Annotated in this window: 17 protein-coding genes; 6 read left to right on the top strand and 11 right to left on the bottom strand. The window is 40.3% G+C overall.

Annotated features, from left to right (window positions below):
- Window positions 1-23: 23 nt before the first annotated feature.
- Window positions 24-920 (bottom strand): carbohydrate ABC transporter permease, encoded by an 897-nt coding sequence (locus ABIE27_RS27165; RefSeq protein WP_429351992.1) that lies wholly within the window; start codon window positions 918-920, stop codon window positions 24-26.
- Window positions 921-1,004: 84 nt separating this feature from the next.
- Complete coding sequence (locus tag ABIE27_RS27160) at window positions 1,005-2,339, bottom strand: ABC transporter substrate-binding protein (RefSeq protein ID WP_429351991.1); 1,335 nt, start codon at window positions 2,337-2,339, stop codon at window positions 1,005-1,007.
- A gap of 343 nt (window positions 2,340-2,682) precedes the next feature.
- On the opposite strand from ABIE27_RS27160, the gene ABIE27_RS27155 reads away from it, so the two are divergent.
- Complete coding sequence (locus ABIE27_RS27155; RefSeq protein WP_429351990.1) at window positions 2,683-3,075, top strand: hypothetical protein; 393 nt, start codon at window positions 2,683-2,685, stop codon at window positions 3,073-3,075.
- A 481-nt stretch (window positions 3,076-3,556) separates the two neighbouring features.
- Here the strand turns inward: ABIE27_RS27155 and ABIE27_RS27150 are convergent, their stop codons facing one another.
- The 6 genes from ABIE27_RS27150 to ABIE27_RS27125 all read right to left on the bottom strand — a co-directional run bounded on the left by ABIE27_RS27150 (window position 3,557) and on the right by ABIE27_RS27125 (window position 9,780).
- Entirely contained in the window at window positions 3,557-4,183 is a 627-nt protein-coding gene (locus tag ABIE27_RS27150; RefSeq protein ID WP_123066405.1) for a histidine phosphatase family protein, read from the bottom strand.
- Between the two features lie 599 nt (window positions 4,184-4,782).
- Entirely contained in the window at window positions 4,783-5,619 is an 837-nt protein-coding gene (locus tag ABIE27_RS27145; protein WP_123066404.1) for a class I SAM-dependent methyltransferase, read from the bottom strand.
- 748 nt (window positions 5,620-6,367) lie between these two features.
- Window positions 6,368-6,454, bottom strand: a complete 87-nt coding sequence (locus ABIE27_RS27140) for a hypothetical protein (protein WP_429351996.1) — start codon at window positions 6,452-6,454, stop codon at window positions 6,368-6,370.
- Between the two features lie 776 nt (window positions 6,455-7,230).
- Window positions 7,231-7,809: an SDR family oxidoreductase gene (locus tag ABIE27_RS27135; protein WP_240037294.1), complete on the bottom strand. Its 579-nt coding sequence runs from the start codon at window positions 7,807-7,809 to the stop codon at window positions 7,231-7,233.
- A gap of 287 nt (window positions 7,810-8,096) precedes the next feature.
- Window positions 8,097-8,678 carry a TetR/AcrR family transcriptional regulator gene (locus tag ABIE27_RS27130; RefSeq protein ID WP_123067410.1) on the bottom strand — a complete coding sequence of 194 codons (582 nt, stop codon included), beginning with the start codon at window positions 8,676-8,678 and terminating at the stop codon, window positions 8,097-8,099.
- A 91-nt stretch (window positions 8,679-8,769) separates the two neighbouring features.
- The gene (locus ABIE27_RS27125; protein WP_429351989.1) at window positions 8,770-9,780 is read right to left on the bottom strand and encodes a fumarylacetoacetate hydrolase family protein; all 1,011 of its coding nucleotides are present in this window, start codon (window positions 9,778-9,780) and stop codon (window positions 8,770-8,772) included.
- 164 nt (window positions 9,781-9,944) lie between these two features.
- On the opposite strand from ABIE27_RS27125, the gene ABIE27_RS27120 reads away from it, so the two are divergent.
- The 5 genes from ABIE27_RS27120 (at window position 9,945) to ABIE27_RS27100 (ending at window position 14,409) form a co-directional block, all read left to right on the top strand.
- Entirely contained in the window at window positions 9,945-10,967 is a 1,023-nt protein-coding gene (locus ABIE27_RS27120; RefSeq protein WP_123067412.1) for an MBL fold metallo-hydrolase, read from the top strand.
- A gap of 699 nt (window positions 10,968-11,666) precedes the next feature.
- The gene (locus ABIE27_RS27115) at window positions 11,667-12,503 is read left to right on the top strand and encodes an alpha/beta fold hydrolase (protein ID WP_429351988.1); all 837 of its coding nucleotides are present in this window, start codon (window positions 11,667-11,669) and stop codon (window positions 12,501-12,503) included.
- 289 nt (window positions 12,504-12,792) lie between these two features.
- Entirely contained in the window at window positions 12,793-13,254 is a 462-nt protein-coding gene (locus ABIE27_RS27110; RefSeq protein WP_111270891.1) for a DUF1348 family protein, read from the top strand.
- Window positions 13,251-13,832, top strand: a complete 582-nt coding sequence (locus ABIE27_RS27105; RefSeq protein ID WP_123067414.1) for a TetR/AcrR family transcriptional regulator — start codon at window positions 13,251-13,253, stop codon at window positions 13,830-13,832. The genes ABIE27_RS27110 and ABIE27_RS27105 overlap by 4 nt, the downstream gene beginning before the upstream one ends.
- A gap of 100 nt (window positions 13,833-13,932) precedes the next feature.
- Entirely contained in the window at window positions 13,933-14,409 is a 477-nt protein-coding gene (locus ABIE27_RS27100) for a DinB family protein (protein WP_429351987.1), read from the top strand.
- Window positions 14,410-14,655: 246 nt separating this feature from the next.
- Here the strand turns inward: ABIE27_RS27100 and ABIE27_RS27095 are convergent, their stop codons facing one another.
- The 3 genes from ABIE27_RS27095 to ABIE27_RS27085 all read right to left on the bottom strand — a co-directional run bounded on the left by ABIE27_RS27095 (window position 14,656) and on the right by ABIE27_RS27085 (window position 17,274).
- Window positions 14,656-15,414 (bottom strand): SDR family NAD(P)-dependent oxidoreductase, encoded by a 759-nt coding sequence (locus ABIE27_RS27095; protein WP_429351986.1) that lies wholly within the window; start codon window positions 15,412-15,414, stop codon window positions 14,656-14,658.
- 274 nt (window positions 15,415-15,688) lie between these two features.
- Window positions 15,689-16,261, bottom strand: a complete 573-nt coding sequence (locus ABIE27_RS27090; RefSeq protein ID WP_123067417.1) for a TetR/AcrR family transcriptional regulator — start codon at window positions 16,259-16,261, stop codon at window positions 15,689-15,691.
- A gap of 680 nt (window positions 16,262-16,941) precedes the next feature.
- Window positions 16,942-17,274 carry an Asp23/Gls24 family envelope stress response protein gene (locus tag ABIE27_RS27085; protein ID WP_429351985.1) on the bottom strand — a complete coding sequence of 111 codons (333 nt, stop codon included), beginning with the start codon at window positions 17,272-17,274 and terminating at the stop codon, window positions 16,942-16,944.
- Between the last annotated feature and the right edge of the window lie 61 nt (window positions 17,275-17,335).

Raw genomic sequence — 17,335 nt, 5'->3', positions numbered from 1 at the left:
TCCGCGTCTGACTTCTGCCCACTTTAATCCTCCTCCTTTTTGAACATTCCACTAAATTTCAACTGCGTTAAATTGATAACCATAGCAATGACTAATAGAACGATACCAACCGCAGCTGCGTAACCCAGCTTATTCTGCTCAATCCCTTGTCTATATAGGTATCCAACTATGGTTAAGCCAATATTTTGGGGTGATTTGTTACCGTTGAACATCATCAGACTCTCGGTAAACATGGCTAAACCTGCATAAACACTAATTGTGGTAACATATATCGTGGTCGGCTTCAATAATGGCATTGTGATCATTCTAAACTTCTGCCAAGCAGATGCACCGTCAATTGAGGCAGCCTCATAATATTCATTGTCAATGCTTTTCAAACCCGATAGATAGTAAAGCATATTAACGCCTGTCCATCTCCAACATGCGAGGATTAACAGTGCTGCCATACTCCAATTTCCGTCTTTCAAAAATTTAATAGGTTCTACACCAAATAGACCCAGGAAACTGTTCATTAATGAACCTTCCATTTCACCGAATGTCAGGCGGAAAATGGTACCCGCAACTGCGACAGATGTTAAGGCAGGGAGAAAGAACGAAGATTTAAAAAACTCTCTTCCCATCATTAACTTACTGTTGATCATAACGGCGAATAACATGGGAAAGGGAATTAACAGCACTAAGGTTCCTAACATGTACACAACGCTATTTTTAATAGATATCAAAAACACTTTATCTGTAAGCAATTTTGAATAATTTGCTTCACCAATCCATTTAGGATCCTGCCCCAACATCCTATCTTGAAAACTCATTATGAATGAATTTACAAGGGGGGAAAACCAGAAAATCAAAAATATGAGTATAAATGGCAATACAAAAACATAAGGTGCAACTTTTTGAGAGTATACAAATTTCTTTATCATATTCTCAATCTCCCTTGACTATGGTTAAACCTGCCGACCACTATACCTGCCAACAGGTTTAATCGAATCATTTACTTATTATATTTATTTCAATTCTTGTTCAATGGCTGCTTGTGCTTCATCCAACGCTTCCTTCACGTCTTGGCCATCTTCAAAGATCGCATTCAAAGTAACCGTATTGAATATATTGCCGATGGTTGGTGAAGCTTTAACGGACTTAATCACTCTAATTTCGTCCTTGATTTCATTCAAAGTATCAAATGCATTTGTTTTAAAGTATTGGACATATTCATTTTCAGGGTTTTTCGTAACTGCATCATCTTTCCATACTTCCATGTTGATTGGGTCAAATCCAAGTGTATTCCAGATTTCAGTAGTAGCTTCTTTCGAAAGCTTAGCAAAGGCTACAAATTCTTTGGCCAACTGAACGTCTTTACCATTCTCGGTAACAACTGTGCCAGTACCGCCTAAGCCAACGGAACGAGGATTACCTTCTTCGAATACAGGCAATGGAGCTATAGCATACTTACCTTTAAGGTCTTTCATTTCGTTTACAAAGCGGGACATGTACCACTCAGGCATTAATGCACTTGCGTAGTTGCCTTTGTTATATTCGCCCTTTGCTTCTTCTGTGTCGGGTTGTCCGCCAGGGATCGTATGAATAACATTGTTCTTCTGCAGATCGACTAACATTTCAAACGCTTTAATCATTTCAGGCGAATTCACTTTTGGATTACCATTTTCATCTGTAAAATCAGCATTTTGCTGAGCTAGTAGCAGCGATGCTTGGAACGAAGCTGATGTATCAGCAGTACCTAAGTACTTGCCAGTCTTTTCGTAAACCTTGATACCAGCTTGTTTGTAATCTTCCCACGTTTTGATTGTTTTGTAGTCAACACCTGCTTGTTCGAGAATTTCAGTGTTGTAGAAAGCAAGCGTAGCACCTACGTGATAATCAAAGCCATAAACCTGATCGGCTTTGGAGTAAATCTCGACACGTGAAGGAACAACAGCGTCTTTGTATGGTGCATATACATCATTCAAAGATTCCAGAGGAACGTTGTCACCTTCCAAGAATTTAGGGAATTTACCAAGCTCGATATCCGCGATATCAGGAGCACCTTTTCCGCTTGTAACTGCCAATAAGAGCTTGTTGTGCATATCATCGTAAGGCATAACCGTTACATTCAACTTAATCTGTTTGTCTGGGTTCTGTTGGTTCCATAACCCCAGCATTTTATCCAAATGCTTACCGTGTAAATCTACGAATGTCCAAAATGATAATTCTGTTGCATTCTCACCGGCATTAGCGCCTAATTGCTGTGTTTCCGTTTTTGAACCAGAAGGACCACAAGCAGTAAAGACAATTGACATAATAAGGAGTGTAACGATGGAGATTAAAGCACTGCGTTTTTTCATTTGTTCGTCATCCTCTCTTTTTTGTTATGCATTTGAAAAGTCGGCTGACTAGTTAATTTTGTTGATTTAAGCGGTTACAATCCATCTTGACAACACCATCCTTAACTTAATTCTAACCCTTCAAAGAAAAGACCCCTTCGCAGCAATTTCTTAGATTCCATACTGTAAGCGCTTCATATGCCGTATTAATATATATATGAAATAAGCTTTATATAACCAATTGATTATAAAATCATAAAGTTTATGGGGAGATGCTACTCTTTGAAAAAGCTGGCGCTCTGCAAACAAATCGTACACCATTACATCCGACAATTACGGCGGTGCGTACAAGGCGGTCTCCCATTTGCTATCCAAGAGTCAGCAGCAGATTGCGCTCATCTCACCTGAAAATGCCAATACAGCCGTCGAGGATCGCATGCTCGGCACAGATCAAGGCATTTCGATTGACAAGAGTTTGTGGTGTCACATCCCTCTCGACATTCTACGCAGCGAGCAAGCATTAGACTATGTAATTGACTTCTTGCAGGACCACAGTGGAATTTCGGCAGCCTTTTCCCTGACTGGAGAAACTGCACGCCTTACATTAGCCGCTATCAGTCGTCTGAACGATCATTCAAATATCGATTTGCTATCTTTCGATAATCCACATCTTTCAGGCGTAGCTTATGTGCAGCAGGATGAACAGGAAATGGCACAAAGCTGTTACGTGAACAAATGGAAGTATTCATTCTCCTAAGAACGCCGTCATTCCCGTGCAACTCATCTTCCCTTGACACGACAAACGTTGCAGCCAGGCGATAGATGAACTGGGCATATTGATTGGTTTTACCGGCGATGTTGTTGATGATTGTCTGCCCAGAAAAGTTAGTTCATGATACAAAAAAACTTACTCAAGCAAAATATTCAACTCATTTAACTTTTATCTCACCACAGGATTCCATCATAATGCTATTTAGATAATTACCTAATCCGAAATGACACAATGTTCTTGTCCTCAGCTTGGGACAAGAACTTGGTTCCTTAAAACAAAAAAGCCGCTATAATAGCGACTTTGAATGGAACAAGGTTCTTGTCTCGCGACATTCTTGCCCCATTATTCATGTAAAATTTCCCACGCTGTTTATGGAAATGATTCTCCATGACTAAAACGAATTATCCTGCCTTAGTTTAATGAGAATTGACCAGGTTTTTGTCCCTCGACCTCACTGCTACTATAGTTACATTCCTGCTAGCCGCAAAACGTCTTCTAATTTCAGTTTCCCAAGAACCTTATACCCTCTCTGATCTCCCAGAGGTTGTATAATAACAGTTTCCATACTTGAGAGCTCTCCCAATCCTAAACCTGGAGGAAAGGAATGAGCTACAATTACCCTGTTGAAATTACTTGGAGTTTTTTGTTCAACTTCTTTGGTAAAAACTTGTAGTGTAGTGCTTATGGTTTCAGTGCTCGGATTTTGACTGAGTTTATATATATTTATCCAGAAATCATTAACTTTTACATTTTGTATACCAAAAGCAGTTTGAGCCGTTTGGACGGTTCTACATAAGGGACTAGCTTCAACGGGTAAATAGACAGGAATATTTAGCTTTCGAATAGCATTGCCATATTTCTCAGCCTGCTCCTTTCCCATAGTGCTTAAATTCCTTTGTGTAGTGCAATCACTCAGATTAATATTTTGTTGATCCTCACCTACCGATGCATCCCCATGTCGGATATAAAGTGTATACCCACCTTTTTGAAGTTCATTTATGAGAGAAGAACTGGGAACTTCTGATTGGCTGGCATTACAAATTGTTCCAAGCAAAAGAAATAGATAGGGTACGATAATGAATAAACGGTTCATTTCTTTACCACCTTTTTTCTCTCTACTGTCCCCTCATGACGATTTTCTATACAATTTTCATTATCCTTTTTAGGAAGGGATACTTAGTTACTTCTAATGAGAATGACGAGATGATTCATCAATGTTAGCACCCCATAATCAACTACATCGAGAATAATTATGTCTTGGTTGGTAGTGTAGCATTTTAGTTAAAGCTCTAATTGGTATTTTAACTTTTAGACATTACGAGAAAAGATTAGATAAAAGGCAGTCTTATGTACACGATGTATTCTAAACGGAATGGTTTCCATCGACCTCATTACTTCCTGGCTCGGTTGAACTCAATGCTTCTATCATCGTTCTAATACATGGCATAAAACATTTAAAATGGCCCCACTGAAGCAAACTATGGAAACTTGTACCGATCCCTTCTACGTTCCCCTCTTCATTATCAATTTATCTGTGAGTAGAAAACTTTTAGTGGCTGAACGTTATCATAAACAAAAAAAGGCACCTCTGTGGAGAGGTACCTTTAGCTATATTATCCGCAAGACATGTTTCTGGCTGAGCAACGGATAAACATTGAATAATGCTGCAGATTTCAAACACCATAAATAAATTTAGTTGTCATTGCATACAGCCTCCCTTTTTCTCAGTACTACTACGATATCTGTCTGAGGTACAAATAAATTATAATTCGTTACATGCACTTGTCTCGTTTCCGTTACGGATTCAATCTTTAATTCAGGAGGAAGACAGCGCTCTATGTGAGTAATTAATGTTTCTTTGGTAAATCTCCAAATTACACCATCAATCGAAGAGTTCGCCATATAACCACCGTCCGTTACAGAACCTGAAAGAGACTTGAGAATAACCGGGTCCGCAATAATGATAGATCCACCGTCACGTAACAATCTGCAGCTCTCAATGAAGGCTTTTTTGTGATAACGAATGTGATGAAAGCTTCGTGCAAACAAAATTATATCGCAGCAATGTTCAGGTAAAGAAGTCGGCTTATCAATGAAGGCATGGATATAGGAATTAAACCTTCCCCACTTCTTTCCAAGTTTCAGAGCATTTAAATTCGGATCCATATTGAGAAAACGAATATCCTTCTGCTTGCGAAGATACTTGTTCAGTAAACCTGTACCACAGCCCACCTGAAGAACATCGCCCTTTAAAGGGGGTAAAACTTTGTAGACATTACGAGGAATAGGGAAGTTTTGAACATACATGGCTAATTCGTAGAGAATCGGATAACGCTCTTGCAATCGAACCAATTTACTGGTGTAGAAAGGCTTCCGCTTTTTGTGACGTTTAAAGTCCCATTTGTTCAAATAGTAGATAGGGGTTAATAACAAGAACAGAATAATAAAGACTCCTTGGACGCCATAAATTCCAAGTTTACTAAAGCCATCATTGGAATGTTGAGGCATCATTTGTTTAGAAGTATTCAAAATGATCACTCCCCTCTCACAAGGCTATAAATGGTGTAGAACCTGTTCTATCATAACAAACGAATCCAATATATGGTTGAATGCGCCAAAAAATACAGACATACTGTCCGTAAGCAATGCTTCCTACCAAATGACTTACGAAGCGGAGGGAATCTGATCATGCACAATTCAATCGTATTTAGAGAAGATTTTTTGACTCCTTCCCCCCCCCCCCCCGTCCATTTGAAGCTGACAAAAGAAGAGCCGTTTACGATGATGCATCACCATGATTTTGTTGAAATCGCTTATGTATATGAAGGAGAAGTGCTCATCAGATTGGGGACCAATGTATTTTGGTTTCCAAAGGCGACTTGTTTGTCATCCCCTGGTGTATCACATGTGTTTCAACCTCTGGATTTAAAAGAACAGGCTCCGTTATATTTGTCGAGCGGCGTAACGAATTTCGCAACGTATTCGAACAAATGTTACATCAACAGGAGGCTGATGCTACGCCTTATTTAGCTGCTGCTCACCAAGCCGTTATGGGGACCCATTATAGGGATACACTTACATTGCAAAAAATAAGCCGGCTTGCTGCGATGAGTACAAGAAATTTTCAACGAATGTTTAAAAAGAAACGGGTATCAGTTATATTCAGATGTTACATTAGAAATTGGAACATGTTCTTATCCCTCATCTGAGCATCGAAAAAGCCGCCCACAGGCGACCTTTTGAGCAAGAATACGTTTTTCAATTTGAAGTATGATCATCAGGACGCTGGATCATATAGGTCTGCATCATGTTCTTCGATCCAATCAATTTGCCTGAATCCATAGCCAGCCATCGTTTGCTGCACATCCAGCACCTCTAATTCCGGTGCCTGCCAAGACGTTTTTTTCGTTTCGTCGTCTCCTCCATTCTACAAAAACTGGAACCAAGATGCGAGCACCCTTATATTACTTGCGCGATACAAACTTTTTGAGATACGATATGTATCTTTGTGAAAATTATAAGACACAATACGTATCTAAGTAAACAACTATTTCATCCCTTTCTATGGGTAAAGTATTTCCCTGTAGCGCTACTGCCCCAAGTTAAAGCCCACTCGTCTCTATATTGTGTTTTTATTTTGACACATATCTAATCGGACTATGTTCTTGTCCATTCCGGCAATCGGTACAAGTTCTTGTCCTTCGCTCGGGACACGAACTTGTACCGCGATATAATAAAAAAGCCGCTTAAATAGCGACTTCAATGGGAATATGTTCATGCCCCTCAACATTTACCTAATTTTTGGGGTTTTAAGCATTAGTTTCGTATGAATATACTGGAAATCTGGTACTCTCTGAAAGTACTACATCCCCTTTTGTCCTCAAAAAGCAAAAGGGATGAAATTATTCAAATAGTATTCCACTTCTTTTCAAATAGATATATTTGACGTTCAATGTTTTATATTCCCTGTTAGTCAACAATGAATTCAATTATCTCTTTTCTTGCTTCTCTTCCTTCTCGCATAGGATACAACGGATAAACATGATTCATTTTCTATCTTACATGAAGAATAACATCAATTTTTGTTCAACTATCGTATCCTTCGTAGCTTAATCAACTGAATCGCGTCCAAGTTGGCGTTTAAACGCCAGGTTGCTGTCCGCCATCGATGACAATTTCTGTTCCCGTAATAGAAGGAACACGGTCGGAAACAAGTAACAGCGACATCGCTGCTATTTCCGCCGGATCTACCATGTGTCCGAGCGGTATCGCGGCGTTCATTTCCGCCTTCATAGCATCGGCGCTGATTCCTTTAATCTCTGCGTTTTGCACGGCGAGATTTCCCGCCCGCTCTGTTGCCGTTAAGCCGGGTGAAATCGCGTTAATCCTGATGTTCGATTCCGCCAATTCCTTGGAGATGCCTCTTGTAAAATTCAACAACGCCGAGTTTGCGGTACTGCCCGCGAGGAATGCTGGATTTGGCGTCCGTCCTGCGATGCCGACAATGTTAACAATACGTCCGTCTCGCTGTTTGATCATGTGTGGCGCCGTTTCCTTCACCATTCGGATGTAACCGAGCAGCTTTAAATTCCATGACTCCAAAAAAGCTTCCTCCGGCAGATCGAAAAAAGATCCTGATTTAGCGGAACCGGCATTATTGATCAAAATATCAATGCGGCCATAGTGTTCAAGCGCGGTCGACAACGCTCGCAATAGCATAAAAAATGTTGAAAAGTTCATGCAGTGATTCGACTAGACGTTCTGCTGCTCCTCCGGCCCCGCCTACTTCCATTAATTGTTCCATCCTCGTTGATAGATTTCTGTCGTCATTGAGTATATAAATGCTGAGATGAAGAGGTTCATCGGTATGGCAACAGCCAAGTACCGAGGTCTATTTCGTATGCGAATACAGACATATCTCACAGCATTTATTGTGAATGTGGAACGAATGGTAAAGTTAGTCGAGCAAAAGCAGTATTTGGCATATTTAAATAAATCAACAAAGCTTATGACTGAGACAAAATTCCTTTTACAAACAATGAGACACTGTGCTGGTAGAAATCTTCCTCGGTGACGAGTTGGGACTGATATTGCCGGTGAATCAGCTCGCTCATCTGAAATCCGTAGCACATCGAGAGAAAAGACATGGCGGCAAGGCGCTCATCCTGTCTGGCTATAACTTTTTTCTTCTGCAGGCGTTCAAAATATTCAACCAGCAAGGAGTGCAGCTTCACCGGCGGATCGGCCAGCACTCTGTCCAATTCGGGAAACATTCCTTTGTCGCGGATGCCAATCAAAATGATGTCCGCATTCTTATGGAAAAACAATCGGTACTGCTGACTTACATTCAGCAGATCGACCTCCGGATTATCGGTCGCGTCCTCTTTTAACAGCTTCTCAAATTGCGGAATATCCGAATGTCTTTCAATGATGGCTTCCAATATGCCTTGCTTACTTCCGAATTGCCGGAAAATCGTAGATTCATTGACTTTAGCTTCCGTTGCAATGGCTTTGGTGCTTACACCTCGATAGCCATTCTTTTTGATGAGCCGTGTCGCGGCTTCAATGATTCTGTCTGAAGTTTGCATTGTATTTCTCCTTTTGCATATGTTAAACCTATTCTACTACAAGTTCTGCGATGAAGCAGATTCAGAGTTCATCATTTTGATAAACGTTTATTTAAGGTAAATCGCTTCTTTTTTCCCAACGACTTGGTTCCGTAATCTTGACATGATCAGGCACCAATTGCGTGAGCGTGCCTAATTTATCAAATGTAATCTGGATTCGGTCAGAGGGCAACAACCATTCTTCGGTCTCGATTGCGCAGCAATCCGGTATCGTCCCCATTCCTATAATCGTGCCCGGGAGTGGCGTGAAAACTTTGAGAACCTCCTCTATCACTTTTGCAGGGTGTGCAGCATACTCGGATGTGCTTCCCTTCCAGTGCAGTCTCTCCCCGATGCGTACATCTACATCCAATGCCAACGGGTTGTCGATTTCATCCGGCGTTACCAGAAATGGTCCTATTCCTTTGCTGCGATCGAAATCTTTGCAGCGCGTCGGTCCGGTCAGCGCCTGGAAATCCGGCCACTGCACATCGCGGACTGTACTGTCGTTAAAAATAACATAACCTGCAATGCAGTTCCCCTTCCCTGTAACAAAGGCCAGTTCCGGCTCGATATCCAGGTAGGAAGAGTACGAAGGCCAATGAATCGTATCCCCATCGCCAATTAATGCATTATGGTTACACTTGTAATAACTGAAAGTTACTTTATTCAGATTTTTCTGGAATTTTTCGGAAAGTTTACGTGTGAGTTCTTCTCTTTCCGGCCCTGTATATTCTCTTTGCAGCAGATTTACGCCAGCATTTCTTAGATGTCTTGGCGTCAGCCCGAAATCGATAAGCGCAGCCGGATTCGGAACCGGCGGTAGCAGGTTTACCGCTGTAATCGGGCTGATTTCATTTTCATTGAATTGATGCAACTGTTCGACAGCATATTGCATCAATTCCTTAGCGGTATCGTAACTTGCCGGCAAATAATGAAGATAGCTGTCCATACTTTCAAGACTGTCAACGAATGTTCTCTGCTTTTTCATGATTGCGGCAAAAGACACGACAAATTTCTCATTAATTACAAGCCCAAACAAAGGTTCCTGGGATGTATTGGTTCGAAAGGTTACTAGTTTCATGGTTAAGCGCCTCCATCCATGTAGTGTGATGTTGTTCTGTTACTATCATATTGCATAGAATGATTGCATGCAAGTACATGCTTGCATTCCTGTTTTCCATTCTCTATAATAATGGCATAGTCAGTATGTCTTACCCCAAAACATATACGCAAAGGAGAAATTTCATGAAGTATGGACGTATTATTCAAAAACCTCGCGTTAAATTTTTTGAAGTCGCAGATGGCGTCTTTGCCGGTATTTCGCCGTATCGCGGCATCAGTTGGGCCAATGCCGGGTTCATCAACAAGGGTGAAGGGCTGGTGTATGACACGTTCTTCGATTTGTTCCATGCGCGGGAAATGCGTGAGGCATTTATGGAAGTAAGCAACGGCGCCTCTCCCGCATATGTGGTGAACTCGCACTATAATAGCGACCATGCCTGGGGAAACAAAGCGTTTGAAGATGCTTGCATTATTATGCACAAGGAAGCGTCCAGAGAGCGTCTTACCGAAAATATCGCCTGGATGGATAGCGTTATCAGAAGAGGAAAGGATTCTCCCGAATCTACATCGGGCGAGCGGTTTTTTGCAGCGGAATTTGAAGGATTCGACCTGGAAGGCGTAGAATGGGTGCTCCCGAATATTGAGATAAAGGACGATATCAACATCCGTCTTGGCGATACGGAAGTAATGATTTACAACGTTGCTCCGGCCCACTCTGACAGTGACTTGCTGCTGTGGATGCCAAAAGAAAAAGTGTTGTTCGCCGGCGATGTCGTGTTTAACGGGTGTACGGCATACAGCGAAGAGGGAACCCTCAATTGGGTTAAAGTGCTTGACCGCATTATTGATGAAATTAAACCCGAAATCGTTATTCCAGGACATGGCGCCATCTGCGGCCTGGACTTCGTGAAGGAGCAGAGAGACTATCTCCTGAACCTGATCAGCGAGTTCAACAAGCATTACAATGACGAAATTGATGCCTTGTCCCTAACTAAGCAAATTGATATTTCCCGCTTCCTTCATTGGATTCAGCCAGAACGCTTGTATGTTACAGTGGACATCCTATTGAAAAGCAAACGAGGGTTACCACCCCTTCCCATTTGGAACGAGGTGCCTGCTAAGCTGGAAGACATGAAAGTTTTTTTGGCCGGAAAATATGGTAATCAAATCAAGCCATGGGACCCTATGAGTGTTTGGCAAGAATGAATAGCAATTTGAAGTTAGCCTACGAAAAACAAAAAACGACCCTGTCGCATACGTGAACTGTGACCCGTAAGATGGACACTTTGAAAAAAGTGCCCTCTTACGGGTCTTTGGTGTTTTAATCAGATGATAAACGTTTGTGGGGATGTAGATTATGGGGAAAATCAGACGGTTTTTTACGGAGAAAGAGATCATACTCTTAACTTATTCCAGGGAACGTTAGGTGTAGTATTAGGTATGCTGATATATGGAGGATCATTGCTTTTGATACATCTATGGATGAGTCGACGATTTTAAGTTCGTTGGCTCTTTTTTGAATTGAGCTCTTCCTTTAATCTGTTCTAATCTTCATACGTGCTATTCATTTTCAGCCGGACAACTGAATTCAATGCTCTCTTTAACCCAACACTCTTATACAGGATGATGCCAGATTTTTTCGGGAACGTTTCATAGGTTTCTTCATCAATAAACTCAGTTGTTGCATTGTTTTTGGCTAGAATATCCAAACAGGTCTCAACGTAGCCCCCATGCGAGACTAATTACCCACGCTAATATATGAACTTGCATCTATAAACCGATCGGTTTATACTAACACAAAAGGTATAGAAAGTGAGGCGATTCATGAACAAGCCCCCATTCATGTTTCTGAGCCAAATAGCTTCTGTATAAACAAAAATATAATAACTGATGGAGGTATTTTCCATGGCAAAAGTAAACGTAGGCGCTGAGAATGACCAACCAATTGAACTGTATTATGAAGATCATGGTGCGGGAAAACCAATTATTTTGATTCATGGCTGGCCTTTGAGTGGACGATCCTGGGAGAAGCAAGTTCCTGCCCTAATTGAAGCGGGCTACCGTGTTATCACATATGACCGTCGTGGATTCGGTCAGTCTTCTCAACCTTGGGATGGTTATGACTATGATTCCTTTGCTTCGGATTTGCATAAATTGATTTTGCACCTTGATCTGCGTGATGCTACATTAGTCGGATTCTCCATGGGTGGCGGCGAAGTTGCACGTTATGTCGGAACCTATGGAACAGAACGCGTTTCTAGAGCCGTATTTGCGGGAGCGGTTCCTCCCTATCTCTATATAACCGAAGACAATCCTCAAGGAGGATTAGATGATGCAACGATTTCAGAATTTCAAAACGGGGTAAAAGCGGATCGGCTAGCATTCCTGGATGGTTTTACAAGCAACTTTTTCGCTGCTGGAGACCGTGCTGACCTTGTGAGCGAACCATTCCGTATTTATAACCGTGATATTGCAGCTCTGGCATCACCTAAAGGCACATTGGATTGTATTGCTGCCTTTGCCCTTACGGATTTCCGTCAGGATCTGGAGAAGTTCAACATTCCAACACTGATTATCCATGGTGATTCAGATGCTATCGTGCCTTTGGAGGTGAGCGGACAACGTACTCATGAATCCATCCCTGGCAGCCGTCTGGTTGTTGTCGAAGGTGGACCACACGGATTTAATGCGACCCATTCTGATCAATTTAATGCAGCATTGATCGAATTTTTGCAGGGTTAAATTTAATTCGACTGATGATTTTAGCAAAAAAATGAGAGTAAAAGCAGAACGCCTCCTATAGAGGAGCGCGTCCTGCTTTCTGATTATTTCTTAAGAATGAACACCCTCTTGATCATTGCTAATACACAAAAAGAGCCACTATGCATAAGATTCATAAGATTGATGGCTACTTGGTACACTATGAATCTGTACCCATTCTAAATTGGTATTGAATTTGGGATGTATACTTGCACTTATAAACCGATCGGTTTATACTGTTACAAACAGTTTAGAAAGTGAGGAAAATTTAATGAATAATTTAACTCCCCCATTCACTCGTGAGACAGCAATCCAAAAAACACGTATGGCAGAAGACAGCTGGAATAGCCGAGACCCTCAGCGCGTCTCACTTGTGTATACTGAGGATTGCTATTGGAGAAATCGGAGCGAATTTATAACAGGCCGCCAAGAAATTGTCTCTTTACTGACTAGAAAATGGGCCAAAGAACTGGACTACCGCCTGATCAAGGAACTTTGGTCATTTACGGATAACCGTATTGCAGTCAGATTCGCATATGAATGGCATGATGATAGTGGCAATTGGTTCAGATCGTATGGAAACGAGAATTGGGAATTCGCTGACGACGGCTTGATGCAGCGTAGATTTGCTTCGATTAATGACATGCCGATTAAGGAAGAGGAACGAAAATTTCATTGGCCTCTCGGCACGCGCCCCGCTGAACACCCAAGTCTAAGTGAGTTAAACCTATGACTCGCACTGTTTTTGAAAAGTCTGATGTCATCCCTCTCGTTACTGAAGTATTTCGTGAATTAGGTTATGAAGGTGCATCTTTGAGTAAAATTACGGCCCGTACGCGTCTATCTAAAGGAAGCTTATATTATTTCTTTCCGGGTGGAAAAGATGAGATGGCTGCTGAAATTCTTGCTCATATTGATCAATGGTTTATCAAGAACATTTTTGAACCGCTCGAAAAGAATGAACCTCGGGCAGCCATTGACCATATGTGGCAAGAGGTCGATACTTATTTTCAATCTGGTCAGCGTATATGCCTTATTGGTGCATTCGCTTTGGACGAAACAAGAGATCGATTCGCTGCTGTAATTCGGCAATATTTTATAAGATGGATTGAAGCCTTAAGCGCGGCACTAGTTCAAACCGGTATCTCTAAAGAGACTGCAGACCAAATTTCAGAGGAAACAATTGCTAGTATCCAAGGGGGATTAATTTTGAGTAGAGCACTTAATGATGAATCCTATTTTGAACGTACATTGGCAAATCTGTCACAACGAGTCTCAACTTTTGTTTCTGAAAGCAACTCTGCTTACTGACACAAAAGTGTTTTTTAGTACACTGGCGGAATTTCTTTTCACCAAAAAACAAGTGATTTTTTCTTAACGATTTTTAGCAACTTTATGGGAGGTCAATATCATGAGCAATTTTGTCACAGATCAATTAGGATTTGTTCGCCATCAGACAGTTGATTATGTGAGGAATATAAATGACTCTGCCTCGGAAATAATTCCAACAGGTTTGAAAAACAATATAAAATGGAATCTAGGCCACATGTATGTCATACATGAGAAATTCGCTTTCCAACTTACTGGGGAAGAAACCAAATATCCTGCTAATTTTAGTAATTTGTTTGATCCAGGAACTAAACCGTCTGATTGGAATATAGAGCCTCCAACGTTGTCTCAATTAATTAACTTGTTAACTGAACAAATTGAAAGGGTTGAATCGATACTTTCAAACAAATTGAAAGAAGAAATCAATCCTCATTACAAGTCTTCTAAAGGACTCATCTTTACAAATGTAGAACAATTACTAGGTTTTCTGATTTACCATGAAGCAATGCACTTTGCAACAATTAAAAATATCAAAAGCATAATTAACAGTTATGTTTAGTAAAGAATTTGTTGGAATTAATGTCTCCATGAAATATTGAGTTATCTTACTTCGTTATTAGTAGTGTCCCTTCACTAAAACAAACAAACCGACCTTAAATTCTACTGAAATCGAAATAAGGTCGGTTTCTTTTTTATAACATCACCTTTCTAATCGGAATGGGAATATGCTTTTCCAATTCAGCAATCGGTGCAAGTTATTTGTTTCTTGACTTCTCTTTATGATTGATTTTTTCATTTGTGATAATTAATTTAATTCTGAAATAACCGGATATATTGCGCCTCTTAAGTGGAAATCATAGTTCTGATCTACAATTCCTACGACTACGTCTTCATGTTCATAGAGATCCACCATGAATCCAGCCATTTCTTTAGCAGTGTGATACTTAGGCATATTTGCTTTGTAATCAAATCCTTCGGCATCAATTGATTTTTGTACAAATTCTGTTTCCGTAATTGCTGGTGCCAAAATCTTCGCTTTAAGTTTTGCACCTTTTAGTTCCAGTTCTTTCGCAAGACCTTCTGTAAAGGCACTAACATAGTATTTCGATGCGGAATAAGCTACACTTCCCACTGCAATTGCATATCCGAGCGCTGAAGAGACGTTAATCAATTGAGTGCCTTCAACATCTGCATAATCTCGAACATACAATGTGGATAGAATCGTTAAAGATTCGATATTAACGCGCAGCATGGTTTCTACTTTGTCCAAATTCTGTTCAGCTATAACTGAGCCTTCTCCAATTCCAGCATTATTGATCCACGTTTCAATTTCATATTGTTTCAAATTGTTATACAGTGCATAAGCTTCAGAGGATACGGACAGGTCACTTTGTTGAACAATAACATTTACTTTAGTATCCATGCCTTGGATTTTAGCTTTGAGTTCTTCCAGCTTATCCGCTCTTCTGGCCACCAAAATTAAATTTTTACCCCGTGCTGCAAATGCTAATGCTGTTTCATATCCAATGCCTGAACTTGCTCCTGTAATTACAGTGTATTTCATAATGTTCTCTCCCTCTTATAGTACAGAATTAGTATGGATAATCACCTTTTATTAGAATGTTCATTCTAATAGAGTTAAAAAAATATTTCTTAATCGGAGTATAGCATTTTGAGAACGATCGGTAAAGAATTTTCGCTTGATTCTTTCATGAACTTAGATTTTCTTTTGACTTGAACAGATGGGCGAATTCAATATTAGTTCATAGTGCAGTGAATATGACCTATGAAGGAATTAGCCCACCCAAAACAAATCATTATATATCTAATAGTAAAAATTAATCTAAAATTGAAAGTGACATATCTATAATACTCGTTAATTTCCGCTGATCTGATGTCGTCTTAACGAGTGTGCGTAGTCCTAGCCAATTATTCATTAGAAAGTAAGCAGTAACTACCGGGTCCAAGTCTTTCTTAATTTCACCTGTTTGTTGTCCTGTCTGTATAAGTGTTGTCAAAAATTCTTCTGTTCGAGTGTAACTCTCATTTACTAAAGAAGAGATTTCAGGATCTAAAACACCCAGTTCCACACCTGAATTCACCATGAAACAACCTATTGGTTCGCCTTCTTTTCTTATTGTTGATTCAAACATCTCGCGCAGCACCAGTTTAATCGATTTTTGATTTTGAGTCAGGAACTTTATTTTGCTGGTCTGTTTCGCTTCATATCGCTCTAGTGCTTTCACAAATAAGGCATGCTTGTCCCCGAACGTATCATAGATGCTTCTTCGATGAATGCCCATAAATTCCACTAAGTCCTGCATGGAGGTTTTCTCATAACCTTGAGTCCAAAAAAGGTGCATTGCTTTATCTAGTACTTCATTTATTTCAAATTCTTTGGATCTTGCCATCTTTATCACCTCGAATAATCATTATACATTCAATTGATTATTCAGCAAATGGGTTTATAAAGTTCTTTGAACCAAATCAAACGATGGCTAAACTCTGTTTATTTATAGTTTTCTTCGTATGTTGGCTTGTAATCAGTCTGATGTCCATCCTTTTACTAAAACATCCGAGGTTACGCTGTACTTAAACGAATATCACTACCTTTCAACGTCTCCCGTAATTGTTTAATCGTTCTTGCCCTACAATTGCTGGAGTAATTGAGGGATGGGCTTGTGTAAACGCCAAAGCAAGAGGGGCCGCGTATAACCTACTTCATTGGCAAGAACTTGTAGTTCTTCATGCATTGCCCTTCACCCGCATGCAGGTGTTTTTTTCTTGCGTTTCACGCACTCAACTTGCTAAAGCCATAATAAAGAAAACTGATCTTACCGTCAAAGAAGTAATGCCATAACCTACGGAATAATCTGCTCAAGCAACTGTGGGGAAAAGGGGATTCAGCTCAAGCGATGCTGGAGATTACTCGAACCAGCAACCGTTCGGGCAATATTTCCGATGGCCATTAAATTGAGTTTAGTCCAACACGAGAATGCTTATCAGCTTGAACAATTAAATGCCCAATCATATTATTTAACACTACTTTTCTTTTGCTGTTAAATTTTTCATTTATAGCATTATTACACAATTATACAGTGATACCCTCTATCTTGAGATGAATTGCAATAATTGTAAGTCCTGTGAAATCCTCTACTACGTCTTTCACTTTATATTGCAGCTCCCTGCATACCTCATGCAAACGCATGCCATATTGGACTATAATGCTTAAGTGAATATCTATGCCTTTATCATGTTCACGCAGCTCAATTCCAGCAGTGTTACCAGTCAATTTTCTAGTGATGGATCCGATATAAGTCGAACTTAAAACAAGCCCGTCTGTCATATCGAGCGCCATACTTACAAATTTAGATATAGTCTCTTTGGAGAATGTAGTTTTGCCTAGTCCTGTTTGAATTAACATAATTACCATCTCCTTGTTTTCCACATAAAAAATATCTTCAACAATCGATCTTAAGTAATCG

This window comes from Paenibacillus sp. 4624, assembly GCF_050435065.1.
GTDB classification, from domain to species: domain Bacteria; phylum Bacillota; class Bacilli; order Paenibacillales; family Paenibacillaceae; genus Paenibacillus; species Paenibacillus amylolyticus_D.
The sequence above is the reverse complement of the archived record's forward strand: the minus strand, read 5'-3'. Positions and strand labels throughout refer to the sequence as shown.